The sequence below is a fragment of the Bacillus sp. 3255 genome, assembly GCF_031456485.1.
Classification (GTDB): domain Bacteria; phylum Bacillota; class Bacilli; order Paenibacillales; family NBRC-103111; genus Paenibacillus_E.
The window spans coordinates 291,640-312,294 of sequence record NZ_JAVDUS010000005.1 but is presented as its reverse complement, the minus strand read 5'-3'; the positions used below and the strand labels follow the sequence as shown (position 1 = coordinate 312,294).

Below are 20,655 nucleotides of genomic sequence, written 5' to 3'. Positions count from 1 at the left end.
GCCGCTTCACTCGATATTCTGTATTTGTTCGCGCATCTTCTCAAGCTCTGCTTTCATCGTGATCACTCTAGCCGTCAGCTCCGAGTGATTCGATTTGGATCCGATCGTGTTCACTTCGCGGTTCATCTCTTGAATCAGGAAGTCCAGCTTTCGTCCGACAGGCTCTTTCTCTGCAAGCACTTGATGGCATTGCCCGAAATGACTCTTAAGACGAGTCAGTTCTTCATCCACATTGGAACGGTCTGCGAAAATCGCAATCTCTGAGGCAAGTCGCTGCTCATCCACAGGCGCTTGCTCCTGCAGAAGCGACTGAATCCGGGCCGTCAGCTTCGCGGCATACTCCAGAACGACACCGGGAGCCAAAGCTTCCAGTTCCGTATGGAGCCTCTTCAGCTCGGTCAAACGCTCGCGAATGTCTTGCTCCAGAAACGCGCCTTCGCGCAGCCGCATATCGGATAATTGGCCAACGGCCTCCTGCAAGCAGGCGCACAATTCCTGCTGAATCGCTTCATCAGGCTCCTTGCGTAATTCTTTCATTTGAACGAGATCAGGAAGCGTCAATAAATCTTTGAGCCCGATCTGCTCGGCGTACCCGTAGCGTTCCTTCAATTGCTCCGCAGCCTGCAAATACGCATCTGCCATAGCAAAATCCACCGTCACGCTCTTGGCGGAAGCCGCTTCACGTTCCGCTGTGACGAAGACGTCCACGCGTCCTCTTCTCACAGCTTGCAGCACCGTTTTCTTCAAAGCGTCTTCAAAGACCGCCCATTCCTTGGGCATTCGAATCGACACTTCACTATACCTATGATTGACCGATTTCACATCGATAAACACATTGTACCCGGCAAAAGAACGATTCGCTTGTCCGAATCCGGTCATACTGCAAATCATCCTTATCACATCCATTACCCTATTTTAATTCATTTTGAAAGTGGGTACAAGTGGAAATCATGGCGATTCGACTTTTCCCACACATACTTTGTCAGGTCTACGCACATTTCGTACGCCAAGAAAGGCGTCATGAGATAGATGCCGTTGAAGTAAGGCATCGCCGCATCCAGCAGCTCCTTGGCGATTTCCACGCCCATCGCCCGGCCTTCCGGCCCCTTCAAGCCGTTCATGCGCGCCCGCACTTCGTCGGACAGCCGGATTCCCGGAACTTCATTATGCAAATACTCCGCGTTCCCGCCGCTGGCCAAAGGCGCAATACCGATAAAGACCGGTATATCCAGATGCTTGGTCGCTTCATAAATTTGTTCGATCAGTTTAGCATCGTAAACCGGCTGAGTCATGATGTAATCGGCGCCGGCTTCGATTTTGCGTTCCAGCCGTTGAACCGCTTTATCCAAATGCTTGACATTCGGATTGAACGCAGCTCCGACCACGAAGTTCGCCTTCTGCTTCAGCGGCTTGCCGGAGAACGCGATGCCTTCGTTCAGCTGTTTGATCATCCGGATAATTTCGAATGAGGTCAAATCGTACACCGAGCTGGACCCCGGAAGATCGCCGAATTTGGCGGGATCGCCGGTCACGGCCAGCACATGGTCGATGCCCAGTGCGTGAAGCCCCATGAGATGGGACTGCGTCCCGATCATGTTGCGGTCGCGGCACGCGATGTGAATGAGCGGACGCGCGCCAAGCTTATCCTGAACCAGGTACCCGAGCGCCAGGTTGCTCATGCGTGTCACCGCGAGCGAATTGTCGGCCATCGTAATGGCGTCGACATGCGCGTCTTGCAGGGCCTTCGAGCCCTGCAGGAATTTCTCGATGTCGAGATCCCGTGGGGGATCCAGCTCGACGATGACGGTTTTGCGCTGCTTCACAATCTCCAGCAGCGAAGGTTTGCCGGCCGGCGGCGCAGGCTTGGCCGGAGCCGGCTCGAGCACGCGCGCACGCGCGGGTGCCGCTGTGCCGGGCTCTGCCGGCACGTAGCCCTGCAGCGCCTGCGCGACGGCGGCGATGTGCTCCGGCGTCGTGCCGCAGCAGCCGCCGATGATGCGCGCGCCCAGATCGGCGAAGCGCAGCGCGCTTTCGGCGAAATACTGCGGCGTCGCCGCATACGTATACTGCCCGTCGACGTAGTCGGGCAGCCCGGCGTTGGGGAACGCCGAGAACGGCACGCCGGCGAGCGGCGTCAGCTTCTCCATCGAGCGGAGAATCCCGTTCGGGCCGACGCGGCAGTTGAAGCCGATGACGTCGGCGCCGTCATCCTGCAGCCGCAGGAACGCTTCCTGCAGCGGCACGCCGTCCTGCGTGCTGCCTGTCCCTTCGTTCGCGAACTGGCAGATGACCGGCAGCCCGCTCATGCTGCGAATGATGCGCAGCGCCAGCTGCAGCTCCTCCAGATCGTAGAACGTCTCCAGCAACAATCCGTCCACGGGCGAATCCAGCAGGATGCCAATCTGCTCCCGCAGCGACGCTTCGACATCAGCGGTGCGCACGTTCTTGCGCTTGCCGGCACGAATCGAGCCGATCGCTCCAACGACATAAGCGCCGTCGCCGACAGCCTTGCGGGCAAGCTCTACGCCTGCGCGGTTAATCGCTTCGACATCGCCTTCGAGCCCGTATTTCGACAATTTCTCGCGATTGGCCGAAAACGTGTTCGTTTCAATAAGACGAGCACCGGCCTCATAATAACGGCGGTGCACGTCAGCAACCGTTTCCGGTCTGAGCAAATTCAGCTCTTCATATGAAATGCCGACCGGAAAGCCCATTTGATATAAATAAGTCCCCATCGCGCCGTCACCGGTTATAATTTCCCGCTGCAGCGCCGCTCGAAGATCCAGTTTCATCGTTATCTCCCCGTTTACTCCAAAATGTAGTTATACTGTATCACAAATGAAGGGAGATATTAAGAAACCGTTTATCAAAAATTTTGATAGACTCTATTAAAATGTCCCCTGATACACTTCTTCCGCCGGCCCCGTCATATAGACGTGGTTATCTTGTTCGTTCCATTCGATGAACAGATCCCCGCCCTTCAGCGAAACCGTCGCCTGACGGTCGGTAAGCCCGTTCAAGACGGAGGATACGAGCGTAGCGCAAGCGCCTGTTCCGCAAGCCAGCGTCGGACCCGCCCCCCGCTCCCACACGCGCATATCGGTATGCGTGCGGCCGTTCACCGTGGCGAACTCCACATTGATTTTGCGCGGAAACATCGGATGCACTTCCAGCTTCGGTCCCCATACCGCCAAATCGAAATTGACGGCATCGTCCACATAAATGACGCAGTGCGGGTTCCCCATGGAAACGGCCGTGAAGCGGAACTCTTGCCCATCCACTTCGATCGGATGGTTGATTACTTGATCTTCGTCTATCGTCGTAGGAACCTCGAGACCGCGTAAAATGGGCTGCCCCATATCGACACGCACCGTGGCGACTTTGCCGTCCTGCACGTTCAGCTGCACTTTCTGCACGCCGGCACCGAGCGTCTCGACGGTAATTTCGGTCTGATCTGTCAGCTTGTGATCGTAGACATATTTGGATACGCAGCGGATCGCATTGCCGCACTGCTCAGCCTCGGACCCGTCGGAGTTAATGATGCGCATTTTGAAATCGGCTTGCTCGGATGGAAGAATATATACTAAGCCGTCGGCGCCGATGCCGAAAAAGCGATTGCACAGCCGGATCGCAAGCTGATCCACACCGGCCGGCAGCTCTTGTTCGCCGGCAATCACAATAAAATCGTTGCCTAGACCATGCAATTTCGTAAATTTCATTGTTTTCAGCACTCCAAATGTGTGTTTTAGCCATTATCATAGCGTAAAAATGCGCGAATGCATAGCCCTTTCGCCTGTTCTTTGCGTCGATCACCGATTATCGCCTTATTTGGAGGCTGCCGCCGAGGCCCTTAACGAACCCACTCATTTGGCCTGCAGCATTTCCTGAACCAATGGGAGAGTGCTTATAGAAACAAGCCGCAAACAGCTGCTCCGGTCCATCGAGCAATTGCAAAACATGAAGCGGAAATGAGGTGCGCTATTTAAGCTAAATGAGTCCAATTCAGAACCCAAACGGAAATACAGTGCTTTATTCCTCCTACGCTGCTTTTATTCTGTCTAAATTCGGCAAAATAGCGTATCCTATTTCCCTCCAACCCCCAAAGTAACTGAATCAAGGCTAAATAGCATACTCCATTTCCCCAAACAGAACAAAAGGCCGTCCCCAGGTCGAACAGACCTGTAAGGACAGCCCTATGCTCCAAACTTATCTGAAACTGGCTTTCGATGAATAAGAAACAGGACGGGCCCCTGAACCTGAACCTTTCGTACGCTTCGGCGAGAGCACAGAGCCCAGCCCCATGAAGAAGGTCGGGATGCCCGCTGCGACGAGCACGAGAATCCAATCCTTCCAGCCGAGAGGAACTGTCTTGAAGATCGGCTGCAGAGCTTCCACGTACATAACGGCCAGCATCAGCACGAGCGAGGACAGCACCGCTAGAACAAGGTATTTGTTTTGCAGCGGATTGCGGTGGAAGATCGAACGCGAGCTGCGGCAGTCGAACACGTGGATGAGCTGTGCCATAACGAGTGTAGCGAACGCTACGCTCTGCGCCTTAAGCAAGGTAGCGGCATCCGACGGATCGTTGCGCAGGACGAGCCAGAACGCGGCCAACGTGCACACGCCGATGAGAATGCCCCGGGAGATGATTTTCCAGCCGAGCCGTCTTGCGAAAATGTTCTCTTTGGCCGAACGCGGCTTATGCTGCATCAAATCCTTCTCCGCCTGATCTACACCGAGCGCCATGGCAGGCAGACCGTCGGTGACCAGGTTGACCCACAGGATCTGGATCGGCACAAGCGGCAGCGGCAGTCCCGCCATCATCGCGATAAACATCGTCATAATCTCCCCGACATTGGAAGCCAGCAAATAACGGATGAATTTGCGGATGTTCTCATAAATTCCCCGGCCCTCTTCGATCGCCGCAACGATCGTGGAGAAATTGTCATCGCTAAGAATCAACGATGAAGCCTCCTTGGAGACGTCGGTCCCCGTAATGCCCATGGCGATGCCGATATCCGCCGCTTTAATCGCAGGGGCATCGTTCACCCCGTCGCCCGTCATCGCAACGACATGTCCCTTGCGCTGAAGCGCCTTGACAATGCGCAGCTTATGTTCCGGTGACACACGGGCATAGACGTACGTATCGTTAACCTTGGCATCGAGCTCCTCGTCCGACATCGCGCCGAGCTGCTGCCCGCTGAGGCTCGCCCCCGTGCCGGGAATCATGCCAAGCTGCTTGGCGATCGCTTCCGCGGTCGTCTGATGGTCGCCCGTGATCATGACGGTTTTGATGCCTGCTTTGCGGCATTTCGTAATAGCTTCGCGCACTTCTTTGCGAGGCGGATCGATCATGCCGGTCAACCCGATGAAGATTAGCCCCGTTTCCACATCTTCATGGCCTTCGTACCGGTCGGTGCTTTTCAGCTCCTTATAAGCGATACCGAGCACCCGAAGCGCGGATCTGGCCATTCCTTCGTTGGCCGCCAGCACCTTCTGCTTCAACGTTGATGTGAACGGAATCACCTTGCCGTCCCAGAGAATATAGCTGCAGTGCTCCAGCAGCACGTCCGGGGCTCCCTTCGTGCAGGCCATGCGCCCGTTCTCCGTGGCCACGAGCACGGACATCCGCTTGCGATCGGAGTCAAATGGAAATTCCGCGATTCGCTTGTATTTATCACTCAGCGACTCATGCGTAATCCCGCTCTTCGCACTGAGCACGACCAGAGCTCCCTCGGTCGGATCCCCTTTAATGTTCCAGACGGAAGCGGCGCTGTCCTTGGCTTCTTTGCCCTTCTTCCGTTTCGTTTCCTGTATTTCCTCGTACAGCGTTGCGTTATTGCACAGCACCGACACTTGCAGCAGTCTCGTTAGTGAAGGGTTTTTGAGCGGATCCGTGCTTTGTCCGCCGATCTGGATATCCCCGACCGGGACATAGCCGTCCCCCGTCACTTCGAGCACGTCGCCGCCGACCCAGAGGTGGGTTACGGTCATTTTGTTTTGCGTGAGCGTGCCTGTCTTGTCCGAGCATATGACCGAGGCGCAGCCTAACGTCTCGACAGAAGGCAGCTTCCTGACGATTGCCTTGCGTTTGATCATTCGCTGCACACCGAGCGCAAGCGCGATCGTCACGATGGCCGGCAGGCCTTCGGGAATCGCTGCGACGGCCAGGCTGACACCGGCGAGGAACATCGCATAAGGCGGTTGTCCATGCATAATGCCGGCGACGACGACGAGAACGGTCAAGGCGATAGCGACGATAATCAAAATCTTCCCAAGCTGCTCCAAACGGTGCTGCAGCGGCGTTTCCATCGATTCCGTATTTTGAATCAAATCGGCGATTTTGCCCATCTCGGTGTCCATCCCGATCCGTACGACGACGGCTTTGGCCGTCCCTTGCGAAACCATCGTGCCCATGAAGCCGATATTGCGCTGATCCCCGAGCGGCACCTCGTCATGCGGAATGACCGACGTTAGCTTGCCGACAGGTACGGACTCGCCCGTCAAGGCGGACTCTTCCACATAGAGGCCATTGGTTTCGAGGAAGCGGACATCGGCCGGCACGCGGTCGCCGCTCTCCAGTGCAATAATGTCGCCCGGCACCAAATCGCGGGCAGGTATTTGATGAATGGCCCCCTCTCTCCATACGTTCGCATTCGGGGCCGACAGCTCCTTCAGCGCGCGCAGAGAGCGCTCGGCGCGGAATTCCTGGGTAAAACCGAGGATGCCGTTCATCAAGATGATGATCACAATCGTAATCGCATCTAAATATTCGCCCAGCAAGCCGGAAATGAGGGTAGCCCCCAACAAGACCAGCACCATGAAATCCTTAAATTGATTTAATAGCAGTGTAATCGGAGAAACGCGATTCCCTTCCGTTAGTTCATTGCGACCTGCTTCTCCCTGCCGCTTCCAGGCTTCTTCCCAGGGCAATCCTTGCTGCATGTCCACCTGCTGTTGCTGCAAGACTTCTTCCGATGACAACTGGTACCACTTCTTCTGACTCATCCGCCCTTCTCCCTCCCGCTTCCACTTGATCTTACCTCCCACTCATACGTAAATGTATTCAGACAAGCCGGAAAATATCCCTGAAATCATCTTTCCCGCCGACTAACGCTTAAGTTTTTATGAAAAGTATGGCATCATAGAGATTAGCAAAGTTTTCAACCTAGAATGGAGTTGTCATAATCATGGCTTTAGACGGACTGGTCCTGCATGCTGTCGTTCATGAATTGCAAGCGTGCGTGGGAGGCCGCATTAATAAAATTCATCAACCAAGCGAGAATGACGTTATTTTTCAAATCCGCGCACAAGGGCAAAATGTTAAGCTGCTGCTCTCTGCGAATCCTACGTATCCCCGCGTGCAGCTCACCGAGCAAGCCTCGCTCAACCCGCTCGACGCCCCCATGTTCTGCATGCTGCTTCGCAAGCACTGTGAGAACGGGGTGATCGAAGCCGTAGAGCAAATCGGCATGGAGCGGATGATTCGCTTGCATATTCGCCATCGCGATGAATTGGGCGATATGAGCCTCAAGCAGATTATTGTGGAAATTATGGGTAGACACAGCAATATCATTCTGCTCGATCCGGCGACGGATACGATTCTGGACGGGATTCATCATGTAACCCCGGCGATTTCCTCGTACCGGATTGTAATGCCGGGAAGTAAATATGTCGCGCCGCCTGCGCAAGACAAGCAAAATCCGCTGGAAGCGGACGAAATGGCGTTCCGGGCGGCGATGGAGAACGAATCCGGCGATGTCCCGGCGGAGAAGCCCGAGCAGAAGCTTGTCGCAGCCTTCAGCGGACTAAGCCCCCTCATCGCCAAGGAAATCGTCCACCGGAGCCGCCTGGAAGCAGCCGGACACGATGCGGATCTGCAAGCTTTGTGGGGTGCTTTCGAAGGCGTCATGACGGCGATCCGCCTCCATCGGTACGAGCCCGTTATTATCGAGCAGGATGGGACGGGCAAATTATTTTTTGCCATGACGCCGCTCACCCACATGAAGGGTCAGACGACCTCGTACCCGACGCCGAGCGCCTGTCTGGAGATGTTCTATGGCGATAAGGCCGAGAGAGACACCGTCAAGCAGCGGGTGGCGGATTTGCTCCGTTTCCTGCAGAACGAGCTTAACAAAAATATCAAGAAACTGGAGAAGCTGGAAGAAACCGCCCGCGAATCCAAAGATGCCGATAAATACCGGATTCTCGGCGAACTGCTGACAGCCTCCCTCCATGCTATCAAAAAAGGCGACCGCGAAATCCAAACGATCAATTACTACGATGAAGAGCAGGCTCCGATCACCATCGCGCTGGACCCTCTCCTGAATCCTTCGGAGAATGCGCAGCGCTATTTCAAAAAGTATACGAAAATGAAAAACAGCACGGCCATCGTCGAAGAGCAGATCGCGCAGACGCATCAGGAAATCGCTTATTTGAACGCCCTCCTGCAGCAGCTGAGCGTCGCCTCGTTGCCCGATATCGAAGAGATCCGCGACGAGCTTATGGAACAGGGCTACATCCGCGACCGTAACAAGAAACAGCGCAAGAAGAAGAAAAAAGATAAGCCATTGCTAGCCTGTTATATGTCCAGCGAACAAATTCCGATCTATGTCGGCAAAAATAATACGCAAAACGAATACTTGACGAACCGGCTCGCCTCCGCCTCCGACACCTGGCTGCATACGAAAGATATTCCCGGCTCCCATGTCGTGATTCGGGGCGACGGCTACACCGAGACCACACTGCTCGAAGCCGCCCAATTGGCCGCGTACTTCAGTCAGGCGAAGCATTCCAGTCAAGTGCCCGTCGATTACACCGCGATTAAGCACGTCCATAAACCGAACGGCTCCAAGCCCGGCTTCGTGATTTATGTCAATCAGAAGACGTTGTTCGTGACGCCGGACGAGCACGAAATCAAACAGATGAAAGTAACGATCAAATAAACCAAAGAACCTGGCCCCCTCCATAGGGGGACCAGGTTCTTCTTTCATTCGCCCGCTTCCAGCTTGCGAACTAGCGCTAACAAGTACTCTTTCACTTGGTGCTGCAAATCGGGACGCTGCAAGGCGAGCTCGATCGTCGCTTCGATGTAGCCCAGCTTATCGCCGACATCGTAACGGTTCGCCTGCATCAGATAGGCGGCCATTTGCTGCTCCCGGTTCAGTACGCGAAGCGCGTCCGTCAACTGGATTTCGCCGCCGCGGCCGGGCTCCTGACGTTCCAAAATGCCGAAAATCTCCGGCATGATGATGTAGCGTCCGATAACGGCCAAGTTCGAAGGCGCTTGATCGCGGTCGGGCTTCTCCACCAGATCTTCAATCAAGCGGTAGCTGCCGCGGCTCGTAGCCGGTGAGACGATCCCGTACTTGCTGACGTCCTCCCACGGGACTTCCTGCACGGCGATAACGGACGATTCGGTCTGTTCGTAGATGTCCATCATCTGCCGCAGTCCCGGCGGGGACGATTGCAGAATGTCGTCCCCGAGCAGCACCGCGAACGGCTCATCGCCGATAAATTTGCGGGCGCACAGGATGGCGTGACCCAGCCCTAAGGGCTGCTTCTGCCGAATGTAATGCACGTCGGCCAAATTCGAGACCGACTGCACGATTTCGAGCAGCTGCGTGCTGCCTTTCTCCTCGAGCATCATCTCCAGCTCAACGGATTTGTCGAAATGATCTTCGATCGCCCGTTTGTTGCGGCCCGTGACAATGATGATATCCTCAATACCGGATTCGATGGCTTCTTCGACGATATATTGAATCGCCGGTTTATCGACGATGGGCAGCATTTCTTTGGGCTGCGCTTTCGTAGCCGGCAGGAACCGTGTACCTAGCCCGGCAGCCGGAATAATTGCTTTGCGAATGTGTCTCAAGGGCGCTGCTCCTCCTCTTTCTTCAGGGCAGCCAAGACATCGGTCCCGATTCGCCTAGCGCCAATCGGCGCGTGGAAGACAACTCCGCCCCGTTCGCCGTGGAAATCCGAGCCGGCCGTGATGAGAAGGCCGGAGCGCTCAGCTAGCAACAGGTACCTGGCCTCATCGTCCGGCGTATGGTCGGAATGATACACCTCAATGCCGTCCAAGCCTTGTCCGGCGATCTCCTCTACGAGCGCATCGTTGTGATAAATGCCGGGATGGGCCAGAACCGCCTTGCCTCCTGCGTCATGAATCCACTGAATGGCCGTTTCCGGCTTAATCCGCGGCGGATTGGCATAAGCAGCCGCCCCCGTCGCCAAATACTTGTCGAATGCCTCACTGATCGAAGCTACGTACCCTTTGTTCAGGAGCACCGAAGCGATATGCGGTCGTCCTACGGTGTCGCCTTTGCTCTTGACATTGGCAACCTCCTTCAGCACTTCCTCCATCGTGATCTCTATCCCCAGCTGCCGCAGGCGCTCAATGATCATTTCGTTGCGCGTGTTTCTCGTATCCCGCAGCGATTCCAGCCGCTGAAGAAACAGCTCGTCATCGATGCGAATGTAGTACCCCAGCACATGGATGTCCTGACCGCCCCCAACCGTCGATATCTCAACCCCGGGCACGACTTCGATCCCGAGCTTCAAGCCTTCCGCCAGCGCCTCCGCTACCCCGGAGACCGTGTCGTGATCGGTTATCGCAATTGCTCCCAGACCCGCCTCGTAAGCCATCCGGACGTTAGCAGCAGGACGCTGCGTCCCGTCCGAAGCCGTCGTATGCGTATGCAAGTCCGCTTCCATTCTGACTGCCATGCTTGTTCCCCCTTCTTCACCTCATATTAAAGAAAACGGCCCAAATCCTCTTGCCGCAAAAAGGTCATAAAACTTACCGCCGAGATCGGCAGCAGCGTAGAATTCAAATAGATGGCATAGAAGCTGCGCTCGAATCTGATGTTCTCGATCGTCTTCACTTTAAACAGTCCTAAAGTCACTTCGTGTTTAACCGATGATTGCGACAGGATCGAGATGCCGAGCCCCGCTTCAACGGCCGATTTGATCGCCCCTGTGGAACCGAGCTCCATCACGATCTTCATCGAGGAGCAGTCCATATTGCAGCGGGCAAACTCTTCTTCCATGACTCGTCTTGTCCCCGAGCCCTGCTCGCGAAGCACGAAAGGATATTTCAACACTTCGTCCAACGAGACGACGTCCAGATCGGCTAACGGGTGATTCGCGGGAACGATCAGCTTCAGTTCATCGCTCAGAATCGCTTCCGTATGAACATCCGGATGGTGAATCGGCGCCTCGACAAGCCCGAAGTTCAGCTGATGGCCAAGAACCTCATCGAGAATTTGCGTCGTGTTCATCACCTTCATGGATACGGAGATATTCGGATAGTCCTTGCTGAAGGGCCCCAGAAGGCGGGGCAAAATGTATTCGCCCATCGTCAGACTGGCCCCAAGCTGCAGCCGGCCTTCGATCATTTTGGTAAACTTGGACATCGCGACATCCGTTTCCCGAATAAGCTCTATGCTGTTCTTGGCGAACGGCAAGAGTGCCCGTCCCGCTTCGGACAGCTCGATCTTCTTGGTGCTGCGGTGAAACAGCTTCACACCGAAATAATCCTCCAGGGACTGGACCTGCATCGTGACCGCAGGCTGCGTCATATGAAGGGCTCCTGCTGCGTGAGAGAAGCTGCCTTTCTCCGCAACGGTATAAAAAATGTGGAGTTGATGAAAATTAAGTGCCATGTATACCCGCCTCTCTTTGCTTCCATTATATGAAATTGGACGCAGACAGTCCATTCGGCCATTAAAAAAGAGCATGCCGTAGGTCGACACGCTCTTCCCATACCCTTATCCGGTTTAGCGACGCTTGCGGCTGTTCTTGATGAGCGTCATCCGCCGCGAATGTCTGAGCCAGGAATAATACGATTTCAGATCGCGAAGTTCCATCGTCTCTGACATTCTCCCGAGGAAAGTGACGATGATCATCTTATGCAGCGGATTGCCCACCAGATCCGTCTCATGTTCCAAGTGAGCAAACTCGGCTACGACGACCAAATCGTCATCAATTAGATAGACGTCTTCCTCGTTGCGATAATAGGGGACGATGCTACCGTTTTTAAGCTTTTCCCACAGAAAAGCACAGATTTCCTCGAGTGAATTGTTTTCGCTGGAAACACGATCGCTCCATCTCAGCTTCGCATGATTCGTGATCACGACATCCGCTACTTTCTTATCGCCCAGCTGTACGTAGAATGGTTCATAAGTACTCCATCTCCCCATTACCTTGTCTTTCATGATCACAACCCCTCTCCTACTAAAATGAGACCGTGTACCTATTCCCTACCTGTATGTAAGTTATAGTTTACTTGATTATAACTTTTTTTCCTTTGGAAGAATATATAAAATTATTAATAAATATTTGTGAGATCGTAAAAAGATGCTTATTTTCTAAAAATTCAAAAAATAAAAAAAGCTTCTTGCGAAGCTTTGTTTTGCACTACAGCCTCAAAGGGTGTAAAATCTAGTTTTGTCCGGTATATTGCTACTGTATTCCGTTTTGATTTCATTGCGGTACGACTTCTCCACTTTCTTCACGTAGGGAAGCTTCATCAAGCTGCGGGTCGTTTCTTCCACTTTGCTGGCATGTATATAAAGAACTGCATAATTCATTTTCTTGGATATGTAGTGAAGAGAACCGAACCGCTCCAAGTTTCTGGCGGCTTTCGTGTCGCTGACCCAAACGATTAACCCGCTACGCTCAATCATCATCATGCTTGCTACCTCTTTTCAATAATCCTAGTATGGAGTGATCTCTCTGCATGAAGCCTTCTGACACCATCGTCCGCGTATTCCGCGGAAACATTACCGAAAGCATTCACCGCGTTCATCTCGCGGTCGTAAATACCGGAGGCTCGCTGCTGCACGCAGCAGGCGACCCGAAGCTGCTAACCTTCGCCCGTTCGACGGCGAAGCCGATTCAAGCGCTGCCGGTCATCGAGTCCGGCGCAGCGGACCATTACGGCCTCGGGGATGCCGAAATTGCGTTATGCTGCGCTTCCCACAACGGGGAAGCCGAGCATGTGAGCGCTGCCCAAGGCATTCTGGGCAAGCTCGGGTTTCACCATGCGCACCTGCAGTGCGGTGCGCATGAGCCTTATCACGCGCCTACCGCCCAGGCGATGCGCGAGCGGGGCGAAGCCCCGACGACGCTGCACAACAACTGCTCCGGCAAGCACTCCGGTATGCTGGCGCTGTGCGCCCATCTGGGCGCACAGCCGGAGACATACATGAGCATTCACCATCCCGTGCAGCAGCTCATGCTGGAGGCTGTCTGCGCCATGTCGGGCGTCCCGAAAGCGGACATGGAGCTCGGAGTCGACGGATGCGGCGTGCCGGTATTCGGCATGGAGATCGATCGTCTCGCGTTGGCTTACGCCCGGCTCGGAAGCCCGGAAGCGCTGCCCGAAGCGCGTGCAAACGCTTGCCGGAGAATCGTCGCCGCGGTGCGCCAATACCCTCAATTCCTCGCAGGAAGCGATCGCTTCGACACGCGATTAATCGAGGTCACGAATGGCCGGATCATCGGCAAAATGGGCGCCGAAGGCATATTCGCATTGACCGTTCCAGCGATGAACTTAGGCTTCGTGCTGAAGATCGAAGACGGCAACCAACGTGCGCTGTACCCCGCAGTCGTGGAAGCGCTGAAGCAGTTGGACCTGCTGTCAGCCGCCGAAACCGCCCTGCTGGCTTCCTTTCACACACCAACCGTGCATAACTGGCAAGGAACCGAGGTCGGAATCATCCGCCCCGATTTCCAGTTATAGCGGCGATTAACCGCAATTCCCGCTGCAGCTTCCGCCGGACGAGCAGCCTTTTCCGGTGGGAAGCGGGTTATTGCTCGGCACTTTGATCGTCTCGGATACGGCGTGCGCGATCGTCGTCGACACGGTGAACAAGAGATCGTCCAGCCGCTCCTCCGCTTCCTTGAATCTGCGTACGGCCTCAACCGCATGCAGCTTGTCCTGAATTTCGTTCACGGCAGCCAACGCCTCGTGATAGCTTGGGTGATAATGCCCGAAGCGCTCGCATTCCTCGAAAGCTTCTTTCTTTCTGGCAAAGACCGCCTTCAACTGTTTCACTTCCGCGCTGTTATCCACAACGTTCTTCCAATATAAATAATCTGCCACTTCAGCAGAGGAATTAATCATGTCTCCCATGTCATAGGCCTGCATAAGAACGGCCGACATATCGATTGTTTCTGCATCCATTGTCTGTAACATACCTATGTCCAACATCCTTTCTCTCTAAGAGTGCGTCTAACATCTCTACTATACCACAGTTCCTCGAGAGTTTCTTCCTTTTCTCTTTCCGCTACGCCTCATCGTTAATCCCGGGTAAAATCAGCTTCATTTCCTGCCAGTCTTCGCCGGATAAGGAGATCTCTTGGTAGTCCTCCAAGCCGTCCAGAACCCAGCCCGACCGTTCCTCCCGAAGGCCGCGCGGAATGATAAGGCGGCTCTCGCCTTCCTTGTTCAGCTGCAGACAGCTCTTCCATTCGATCGCCTTGCGGATCATTTCTTTGCGCGTAGAGCCGTGGTACGCTCTGAAATCATGAAGCCAGGCACCCGGGATCGATCCCATATCGGGATACACATCGCTGCGCTCCGGCAATTCCGTCTCCAGCTCATACAGCTGCAGCGTGTCTCGGGTATAGCATATTCCCGGCGTTTGCAAGGCCAAGGCAGGACCGGCCGCGGCGGACGACTCCTCCTCTTTGTTTCTGCGGCTGCCGTTCGGATGGTAGCCCATATGTTCCAAATGCTTGGAGAGCTGGGCAAGCCGATCTTTCGGGACGATGAATTCCGCTGCGCCGATGCGTTCACCTAAGAACGGCCGACACTTCTCGTTCCGGAGCAGCGCGTCTGCAATATCCGCAGACCTGCAGCGCAGCAGCGTCACATCTTCCATCCGCACTTTGCCCGCCTGTTCCCCCCATTGCCGCAGCGTAAGAATCACGGGTTCGGGGACATCGTAATACACATGCTCCTGCAGCAATCGGATGATCTCTTCCGTGTTTCGTCCGTTTTCCCAGGCGCGGTAAAAGCTTTCTTTGGAAATGCGGTACGTACGCATCTGCTCGGACATCTTCAAATCGGCGAACGCTGCGATCTCCCACTCCAAGCTTAACGGTACGTCCGGCGGAAGCAGCACTTCGTAATCCGGTTGTACATAAATCGACGAGGCTCCGGGCTTCTCTTGAGCAATCGAAGTCTTCCCGGCATTCCGCGGCGTAATGAGCCATCGGAACCACACCTTCTCCTCCCGGTCCTTTGCAAGCTCAAGAAACCGGAAAATGGATAAAGGCGCTAAGTATGTTATCATTACCGCTTGATAAATAGACGGATATGCGTTCGTCCCTTCTTTCCGGGAACAGCACTCCCCAACCGAGCGAACGATGCTGTCCGCTTCATACCAAGCGCCGCCCTCCGCTTTCTCCGCCCAAGCGATGGCATGCTGCAGCCAGACCGGCGCCGGAAGGAGCAGCTGGCACCAGATGGTGTAGAGATCGCTTTGCTGCGTAGCGTAATCTTGCCGAAGCCATGCCTTGACCGCCTCTTCATGGAGATAGAGCCGCTCTCCGCTCCCTGTTAAGAAGCCCATCCGGATCGCGAGCTCCAGCATAAGCGCCGTCCCGTCATCATACTGGTCTCTGAACGCATACGCGATTCCTGCGCTGCGCAGCAGGTCCCGCGGGAGGTTCAAATGCCCCGTCAGCTTCAGCAGCTGCTTCTTATGGAGCGTCCCCTTGTTCGTTAACGGCAAAGACGGCTGCTGCGAGCAGGCGACGAGGAAATGGAACAAGAGCTGCGCAAGCCCTCTCGGGTGAGCGCCGGCGCCGGCACCGGCTCTCTCCTGCTCATCATCGGCGGCAGGCGTTAGATGAACACCGCCAAGCAGCTCCTCCAGCTCGCCAGCGTCTCGTTCATCCCTGGAGCGAAGCTTCACGGAAGGAAATAACAGCCCCTGCCAGACGTCGAAAGCATCCTCCGGCAGCGCATACAGCTGTTCCCCCCACGATTTGCGAAATGCGGCAATGACGCCGGCTCTTCGCAAACCGACCAAGCCGACGGCCGCCTGTGCGCCGGCCATCTGAAGGCTCGCCTGCCTCTCGAGCGCATCGGCCGTGAACGATTCACAGCCGAAGACAGACAAGATCAGGCGGAGCGTATTTCTCTCATTCTGGGAGAGCTGGGCAAGCAGATGAATCAAATAGCTGCGGTCCGTCAACAAATCGTCCAGCTGAACACCATCTTTGGTGAAAGCGGCGCACCAAGGCTGGCTCGAAATTTGCTGCTTCATGCTTTCCGGCATCTTCGCCCATATTTGTTCATACCTCATTCAAGTCACCCTCCCGCTCCGCGTCGTTCGAACACCAATGTGTGATCCGGTATGCGTAGCCTTGTTCAACCAGAAACAACTGCCGCTTCATGGCAAAATCCTGCTCCTTCGTATCCTCCGTAATGATCGTATAAAAGACGGCGCTATTGGCACCGCTGCTTTTCGGACGCAGAATGCGCCCTAACCGCTGTGCTTCTTCCTGGCGCGAGCCATAGCTGCCCGACACCTGTATGGCCACCGCGGCATCCGGTAAATCGACAGCGAAGTTGGCCACCTTAGAGACGATGAGAAGCGGCAGCTGCCCCTTCTTGAACTGTGCATACAGCTCTTCGCGCTGCTCGTACGGCATGCCGCCGCTGATCATCGGCGCCCCGGTATGCGCAGCAATCCGCTCCAATTGGTCGATATATTGGCCGATAATTAACGTCTGTTCCCCCGCATGCAGGCGCCGCAGGTGATCGATCACTTCCAGCTTGCCTTCGTTCTCTCCGGCAATGCGGAACTGCTGCCTCGCCCCGGAAGCTCCGTACAGGTCGCGATCGCTCTCCGACAGCGGAACCCGTATTTCCTGGCAAGTTACCTTGGCGATCCAACCCTGCGACTCGAGCTCCTTCCAAGCCATATCGAATTTCTTCGGTCCGACCAGTGAAAATACGTCGTCCTCCCGGCCGTCCTCGCGAATTAAGGTCGCAGTCAAGCCAAGCCTGCGGGTCGCTTGAATGTCGGCGGTAGCCCGGAAGACGGGAGCGGGGAGCAGATGCACCTCATCATAAATGATGAGGCCCCACTCTCTTTCACTGAACAGCCGCATATGCGCGAATTCGTCTTCTTTCTTCCCGCGGTGCGTCAAGATCTGATAAGTCGCTATCGTGATGGGCCGTACCTCCTTGGTCGTGCCGCTATATTCGCCGACTTGGTCTTCGCCAAGCCCTGTTTTACTCAAAATTTCCCGCTTCCACTGCTTTACTGATGTGACATTGGATGTCAGGATCAAGGTGGCGCAGCTGCACTTGGCCATCGCGGCGATGCCGATCACCGTCTTACCGGCTCCGCAAGGAAGCACCAGCACTCCGCTGCCTCCGTTCCCGATGCGGTGAAACGCATCCACAGCGCTCTTCTGGTAGTCCCGCAGCTGAAACGGTTCATCCACCGCTTCTTCATCCCGGAGGCGGATCGGCAGAAACTCGCCGCTCCGGTAAGCGGCCAAATCTTCAACGGGATAACCGAGCTTGGTCAACTCCTGCTTCAGCAATCCGCGCTTAGCCGGTGAAATGGCAATAGCCCGCTCGCCGCGGGTGTCCGTCAAATATTTTTTCAGGGAATCGTAGGCCCGAATCTCATTCAGCACAACCGTATCGTCGCTAACCAGATGCAGTTCGTCGCCGACGTTCCGCATACTCAACATCCCATACCGCCCGGCGTATTTGCGAATCCCGCCTAGTACGGATGGAGGAACACCGAATTTCGCATGGGTCTGCAGACATGCCGTCATTTGCTCGACCGGCATGCCGGCCGCAGCCGCATTCCATAGGGATAGCGGCGTGATCCGGTATGTATGCAGGTGTTCCGGACTTTTGACCAGGTCCGCGAACCGGGATAACATCCCGCGAACGGACTCAAATTCAGGATGATGCGTTTCAAGCAGTATCGACGAATCGCTCTGAACGATCAGCGGACGGGTTGGGTCCATATTCATTGGCGTGCCACCTCCTTTACACTAGTATGAAAGGAAAGGCCTGTATTTAAACCTGCATCAATCGGTTATGCCTTGGGCGAAATGCAAAACGGGCAGCCCGGCGATAACCGCCGGACTGCCCGAATATTATTCTACGCGCACTGCTTTTTCTTGAGCAAGCAGGCACAGTTCTGCCGCTTTGAACGCATGCTCTTGCGTCATGGCGTTCTCCGTCCGGTTGATGCAATCCAGAATCAATTGGCCGAAGAAAGGGAAGCCCACTTGCCCGTGAAGGCTGTAATGCTTCTCGCCCTGCTGATTCACCAGATACAGCTGGTCGCCTTGCGGGTCGCGCGCGATGTCGATGTACTTCCGAAGCTCGATATAGCCTTCGGTTCCAAGAATCAACGTGCGGCCGTCGCCCCAAGTTCCCAAGCCGTCCGGTGTCAACCAGTCCACACGGAAGTAGTTCGTCGCTCCGTTGTCGCCGACCAATGTAGCGTCACCGAAATCTTCCAGCTCCGGATAATCCTTCGCATGGTAATTCGCTACCTTGCTGCTCATAACGGTAGCGTCCTTGCAGCCCGTATAGAACAGAAACTGTTCAATCTGATGAGAACCGATATCGCAGAGAATACCGCCGTATTTCTCTTTCTTGAAGAACCAGTCCGGACGTCCTGCCGCCCCCAAGCGATGCGGCCCAAGTCCGATCACTTGAACGACGCGGCCGATCGCGCCTTCCTCGATCAGCTGCCCCGCGAACACGGCGCTCTCCACGTGCAGACGCTCACTGAAATAGACGGCGTATTTACGGCCTGTCTCCTTTACTTTCGCTTTGGCAGCGGCAAGCTGGTCCAAGGAAGTGAAAGGCGTTTTATCGGTAAAGTAATCTTTCCCATGCTCCATGGCCCGGATGCCAAGCGCTGCGCGTTCGGAAGGAACAGCGGCTGCCGCGATAAGTTTGACTTCCGCATCATCGAAAATTTCTTGTTCCGAAGAGGCCGCCTTCGCTTGCGGGTATTTCGCAAGGAATGCCGCAACCTTCGCCGGATCCTGGTCGTATACCCACTTCAGCTCCGCGCCGGCTTCCAGCAATCCGTTGCACATCCCGTAGATGTGCCCGTGGTCCAGAGCAATCGCCGCGAAAACGAATTCCCCTTTTTGCACCACGATGTTCGGCTTCCCTTTTGGCGCATAATTCATACCATCGCTTTTTTGCATTTCCGAATTCCTCCATCATCCTGCCCATGCCAGTTACAAGGGTCCATTTAGTTATAGCGTCTTATCTTGAAGTCGAAACATCGAAGGTTTGGAAAGTATTTTCTTTATTCACTTTGGAATTTTTGATTTGATCCTGCAAATGCTGCTCGAACAGATCCTCGTCAATCGGCAGATCCACCCAATTGTCAGTCCATGTGGATAACAACATGGCATTGGACAGCATCAATCCTTTGATCCCTTCTTCACCTGGAGCAACAAGCGGCTTGCCGTGCAGAATCGCATCGACGAAGTTTTGCGTAATTCCCATGTGGCCGGTTTCCTTGCCCTCGACCGGGATTTCAATTTTCCAGCATTCCGGTTGCCCGAATCCGCCTTTAAACGTTTCGTTGAACTCCGTCTCGGAAACGCGCAGGCGCCAGAAAGTCAATTTGCCGTCCTCGATGACGACTTTACCGCGATCCCCCGAGATTTCGAAACGGTTCGTTCCCGGAGCTTCCGCTGTGGAAGTTACGAACAGGCCTGTGGCGCCATTCTCATACTCGACGAATGCCGTTACATCGTTCTCCACTTCGATATTGCGGTGTTTACCGAAATAACAGAAGGCGCGAACGCGCTTAGGCATCATATCGATCGTCCACTGCCACAAGTCAAGCTGATGCGGGTCCTGGTTGATCAAAACACCGCCGCCTTCGCCTGCCCATGTTGCGCGCCAGCCGCCGGAATCGTAGTAGCTTTGGGATCTGTACCAGTTCGTAATGATCCAGTTGGTTCTGCGGATTTCGCCGAGCTCTCCGGATTCCACAAGATCTTTCAGCTTTTTATATAAAGGATTCGTACGCTGATTATACATCATACTGAATACTTTGCCGGATGCTTTGCCAGCCTCATTCATTTGACGAACTTGCTTCGTGTATACGCCTGCCGGTTTCTCGCACAATACGTGAAGCCCAGCCTTGAATGCTTTGATCGCTACTTCAGGGTGATCATAGTGAGGAGTCGCAATCAATACGGCGTCAATGACACCTGAATTCAAGAAGGCATCAAGATCGTCGAACAGCTGAATCCCTTCGCCCAGGTTTTCTTTCGCCCATTCCAAACGGTCTGCCCGAAATTCACAAATTGCCGTTAACTGGCCGCCTTTTACTTCGTTGTTCACCAAGTATTTGGCATGTCCGGTTCCCATATTGCCCAAGCCGATAATACCGATTCTAACTTTCTCCATATGTAACCTCACCTTTTTCTTGTCAGATTCACAATTATTGAACACGTTACCAATGTAGCATATTTCATGCTGCGCATCTTGTCGCAGATTGACCACCTTATTGCGAAGTTTGACAGTTGCCAAACTGTGAGCGAAGTAAAGGACCGGCTTCCCGGTCCCGTTCTACTCGCCCAAGGCTGGCCGTTCGATCAGCAGTATCGTGCTGCCCCCAACCT

The 20,655-nt window shown here is 54.7% G+C and carries 16 protein-coding genes; 2 read left to right on the top strand and 14 right to left on the bottom strand.

All coding sequences use genetic code 11. The annotated features are described in order from the left end of the window. Nucleotides 1–6 precede the first annotated feature (6 nt). The 4 genes from J2X61_RS10170 to J2X61_RS10155 all read right to left on the bottom strand — a co-directional run bounded on the left by J2X61_RS10170 (nucleotide 7) and on the right by J2X61_RS10155 (nucleotide 7,008). Nucleotides 7–879, bottom strand: coding sequence for a YicC/YloC family endoribonuclease (locus J2X61_RS10170; RefSeq protein WP_310187624.1), 873 nt, complete (start codon nucleotides 877–879; stop codon nucleotides 7–9). Nucleotides 880–920: 41 nt separating this feature from the next. After that, entirely contained in the window at nucleotides 921–2,792 is a 1,872-nt protein-coding gene (locus tag J2X61_RS10165; RefSeq protein WP_274471177.1) for a bifunctional homocysteine S-methyltransferase/methylenetetrahydrofolate reductase, read from the bottom strand. Between the two features lie 96 nt (nucleotides 2,793–2,888). Beyond that, nucleotides 2,889–3,719, bottom strand: coding sequence for a diaminopimelate epimerase (gene dapF / locus J2X61_RS10160; protein WP_274471176.1), 831 nt, complete (start codon nucleotides 3,717–3,719; stop codon nucleotides 2,889–2,891). Between the two features lie 487 nt (nucleotides 3,720–4,206). Further along, nucleotides 4,207–7,008: a calcium-translocating P-type ATPase, SERCA-type gene (locus J2X61_RS10155; protein WP_310187622.1), complete on the bottom strand. Its 2,802-nt coding sequence runs from the start codon at nucleotides 7,006–7,008 to the stop codon at nucleotides 4,207–4,209. 182 nt (nucleotides 7,009–7,190) lie between these two features. Here J2X61_RS10155 and J2X61_RS10150 point away from each other — a divergent pair, with 182 nt between their 5' ends. After that, entirely contained in the window at nucleotides 7,191–8,945 is a 1,755-nt protein-coding gene (locus J2X61_RS10150; protein WP_310187621.1) for an Rqc2 family fibronectin-binding protein, read from the top strand. 44 nt (nucleotides 8,946–8,989) lie between these two features. Here the strand turns inward: J2X61_RS10150 and galU are convergent, their stop codons facing one another. The 5 genes from galU to J2X61_RS10125 form a co-directional block, all read right to left on the bottom strand. After that, nucleotides 8,990–9,874 (bottom strand): UTP--glucose-1-phosphate uridylyltransferase GalU, encoded by an 885-nt coding sequence (gene galU / locus J2X61_RS10145; protein WP_310187619.1) that lies wholly within the window; start codon nucleotides 9,872–9,874, stop codon nucleotides 8,990–8,992. After that, nucleotides 9,871–10,728, bottom strand: coding sequence for a PHP domain-containing protein (locus J2X61_RS10140; RefSeq protein ID WP_310187617.1), 858 nt, complete (start codon nucleotides 10,726–10,728; stop codon nucleotides 9,871–9,873). Before J2X61_RS10140 ends, galU begins: the two co-directional genes overlap by 4 nt. Before the next feature lie 26 nt (nucleotides 10,729–10,754). After that, on the bottom strand, nucleotides 10,755–11,666 hold the full coding sequence (locus J2X61_RS10135; protein ID WP_274471167.1) for a selenium metabolism-associated LysR family transcriptional regulator: 912 nt from the start codon (nucleotides 11,664–11,666) through the stop codon (nucleotides 10,755–10,757). A 114-nt stretch (nucleotides 11,667–11,780) separates the two neighbouring features. Continuing rightward, nucleotides 11,781–12,218 carry a hypothetical protein gene (locus J2X61_RS10130; RefSeq protein ID WP_310187615.1) on the bottom strand — a complete coding sequence of 146 codons (438 nt, stop codon included), beginning with the start codon at nucleotides 12,216–12,218 and terminating at the stop codon, nucleotides 11,781–11,783. 210 nt (nucleotides 12,219–12,428) lie between these two features. Continuing rightward, entirely contained in the window at nucleotides 12,429–12,692 is a 264-nt protein-coding gene (locus tag J2X61_RS10125; RefSeq protein WP_274471661.1) for a YlbG family protein, read from the bottom strand. Nucleotides 12,693–12,742: 50 nt separating this feature from the next. On the opposite strand from J2X61_RS10125, the gene J2X61_RS10120 reads away from it, so the two are divergent. After that, nucleotides 12,743–13,747 carry an asparaginase gene (locus J2X61_RS10120; RefSeq protein WP_310187612.1) on the top strand — a complete coding sequence of 335 codons (1,005 nt, stop codon included), beginning with the start codon at nucleotides 12,743–12,745 and terminating at the stop codon, nucleotides 13,745–13,747. A 6-nt stretch (nucleotides 13,748–13,753) separates the two neighbouring features. Here the strand turns inward: J2X61_RS10120 and J2X61_RS10115 are convergent, their stop codons facing one another. The 5 genes from J2X61_RS10115 to J2X61_RS10095 form a co-directional block, all read right to left on the bottom strand. Then, nucleotides 13,754–14,191 (bottom strand): YlbF/YmcA family competence regulator, encoded by a 438-nt coding sequence (locus tag J2X61_RS10115; RefSeq protein ID WP_310187610.1) that lies wholly within the window; start codon nucleotides 14,189–14,191, stop codon nucleotides 13,754–13,756. A gap of 103 nt (nucleotides 14,192–14,294) precedes the next feature. Beyond that, complete coding sequence (locus J2X61_RS10110) at nucleotides 14,295–16,322, bottom strand: helicase-associated domain-containing protein (protein ID WP_310187609.1); 2,028 nt, start codon at nucleotides 16,320–16,322, stop codon at nucleotides 14,295–14,297. Next, complete coding sequence (locus J2X61_RS10105; RefSeq protein ID WP_274471158.1) at nucleotides 16,312–18,018, bottom strand: DNA repair helicase XPB; 1,707 nt, start codon at nucleotides 18,016–18,018, stop codon at nucleotides 16,312–16,314. The genes J2X61_RS10110 and J2X61_RS10105 overlap by 11 nt, the downstream gene beginning before the upstream one ends. A gap of 126 nt (nucleotides 18,019–18,144) precedes the next feature. Continuing rightward, the gene (locus J2X61_RS10100) at nucleotides 18,145–19,218 is read right to left on the bottom strand and encodes a Gfo/Idh/MocA family protein (RefSeq protein ID WP_274471156.1); all 1,074 of its coding nucleotides are present in this window, start codon (nucleotides 19,216–19,218) and stop codon (nucleotides 18,145–18,147) included. Between the two features lie 61 nt (nucleotides 19,219–19,279). Continuing rightward, the gene (locus J2X61_RS10095; RefSeq protein ID WP_274471154.1) at nucleotides 19,280–20,440 is read right to left on the bottom strand and encodes a Gfo/Idh/MocA family protein; all 1,161 of its coding nucleotides are present in this window, start codon (nucleotides 20,438–20,440) and stop codon (nucleotides 19,280–19,282) included. Between the last annotated feature and the right edge of the window lie 215 nt (nucleotides 20,441–20,655).

Coding starts and splice junctions, on each gene's coding strand:
- J2X61_RS10170 (WP_310187624.1), bottom strand. CDS start 879: ATGACCGGATTCGGACAAGCGAATCGTTCTTTTGCCGGGTACAATGTG.
- J2X61_RS10165 (WP_274471177.1), bottom strand. CDS start 2,792: ATGAAACTGGATCTTCGAGCGGCGCTGCAGCGGGAAATTATAACCGGT.
- dapF (WP_274471176.1), bottom strand. CDS start 3,719: ATGAAATTTACGAAATTGCATGGTCTAGGCAACGATTTTATTGTGATT.
- J2X61_RS10155 (WP_310187622.1), bottom strand. CDS start 7,008: ATGAGTCAGAAGAAGTGGTACCAGTTGTCATCGGAAGAAGTCTTGCAG.
- J2X61_RS10150 (WP_310187621.1), top strand. CDS start 7,191: ATGGCTTTAGACGGACTGGTCCTGCATGCTGTCGTTCATGAATTGCAA.
- J2X61_RS10140 (WP_310187617.1), bottom strand. CDS start 10,728: ATGGCAGTCAGAATGGAAGCGGACTTGCATACGCATACGACGGCTTCG.
- J2X61_RS10135 (WP_274471167.1), bottom strand. CDS start 11,666: ATGGCACTTAATTTTCATCAACTCCACATTTTTTATACCGTTGCGGAG.
- J2X61_RS10130 (WP_310187615.1), bottom strand. CDS start 12,218: ATGAAAGACAAGGTAATGGGGAGATGGAGTACTTATGAACCATTCTAC.
- J2X61_RS10125 (WP_274471661.1), bottom strand. CDS start 12,692: ATGATGATTGAGCGTAGCGGGTTAATCGTTTGGGTCAGCGACACGAAA.
- J2X61_RS10120 (WP_310187612.1), top strand. CDS start 12,743: ATGAAGCCTTCTGACACCATCGTCCGCGTATTCCGCGGAAACATTACC.
- J2X61_RS10115 (WP_310187610.1), bottom strand. CDS start 14,191: ATGGATGCAGAAACAATCGATATGTCGGCCGTTCTTATGCAGGCCTAT.
- J2X61_RS10110 (WP_310187609.1), bottom strand. CDS start 16,322: ATGAGGTATGAACAAATATGGGCGAAGATGCCGGAAAGCATGAAGCAG.
- J2X61_RS10105 (WP_274471158.1), bottom strand. CDS start 18,018: ATGAATATGGACCCAACCCGTCCGCTGATCGTTCAGAGCGATTCGTCG.
- J2X61_RS10100 (WP_274471156.1), bottom strand. CDS start 19,218: ATGCAAAAAAGCGATGGTATGAATTATGCGCCAAAAGGGAAGCCGAAC.
- J2X61_RS10095 (WP_274471154.1), bottom strand. CDS start 20,440: ATGGAGAAAGTTAGAATCGGTATTATCGGCTTGGGCAATATGGGAACC.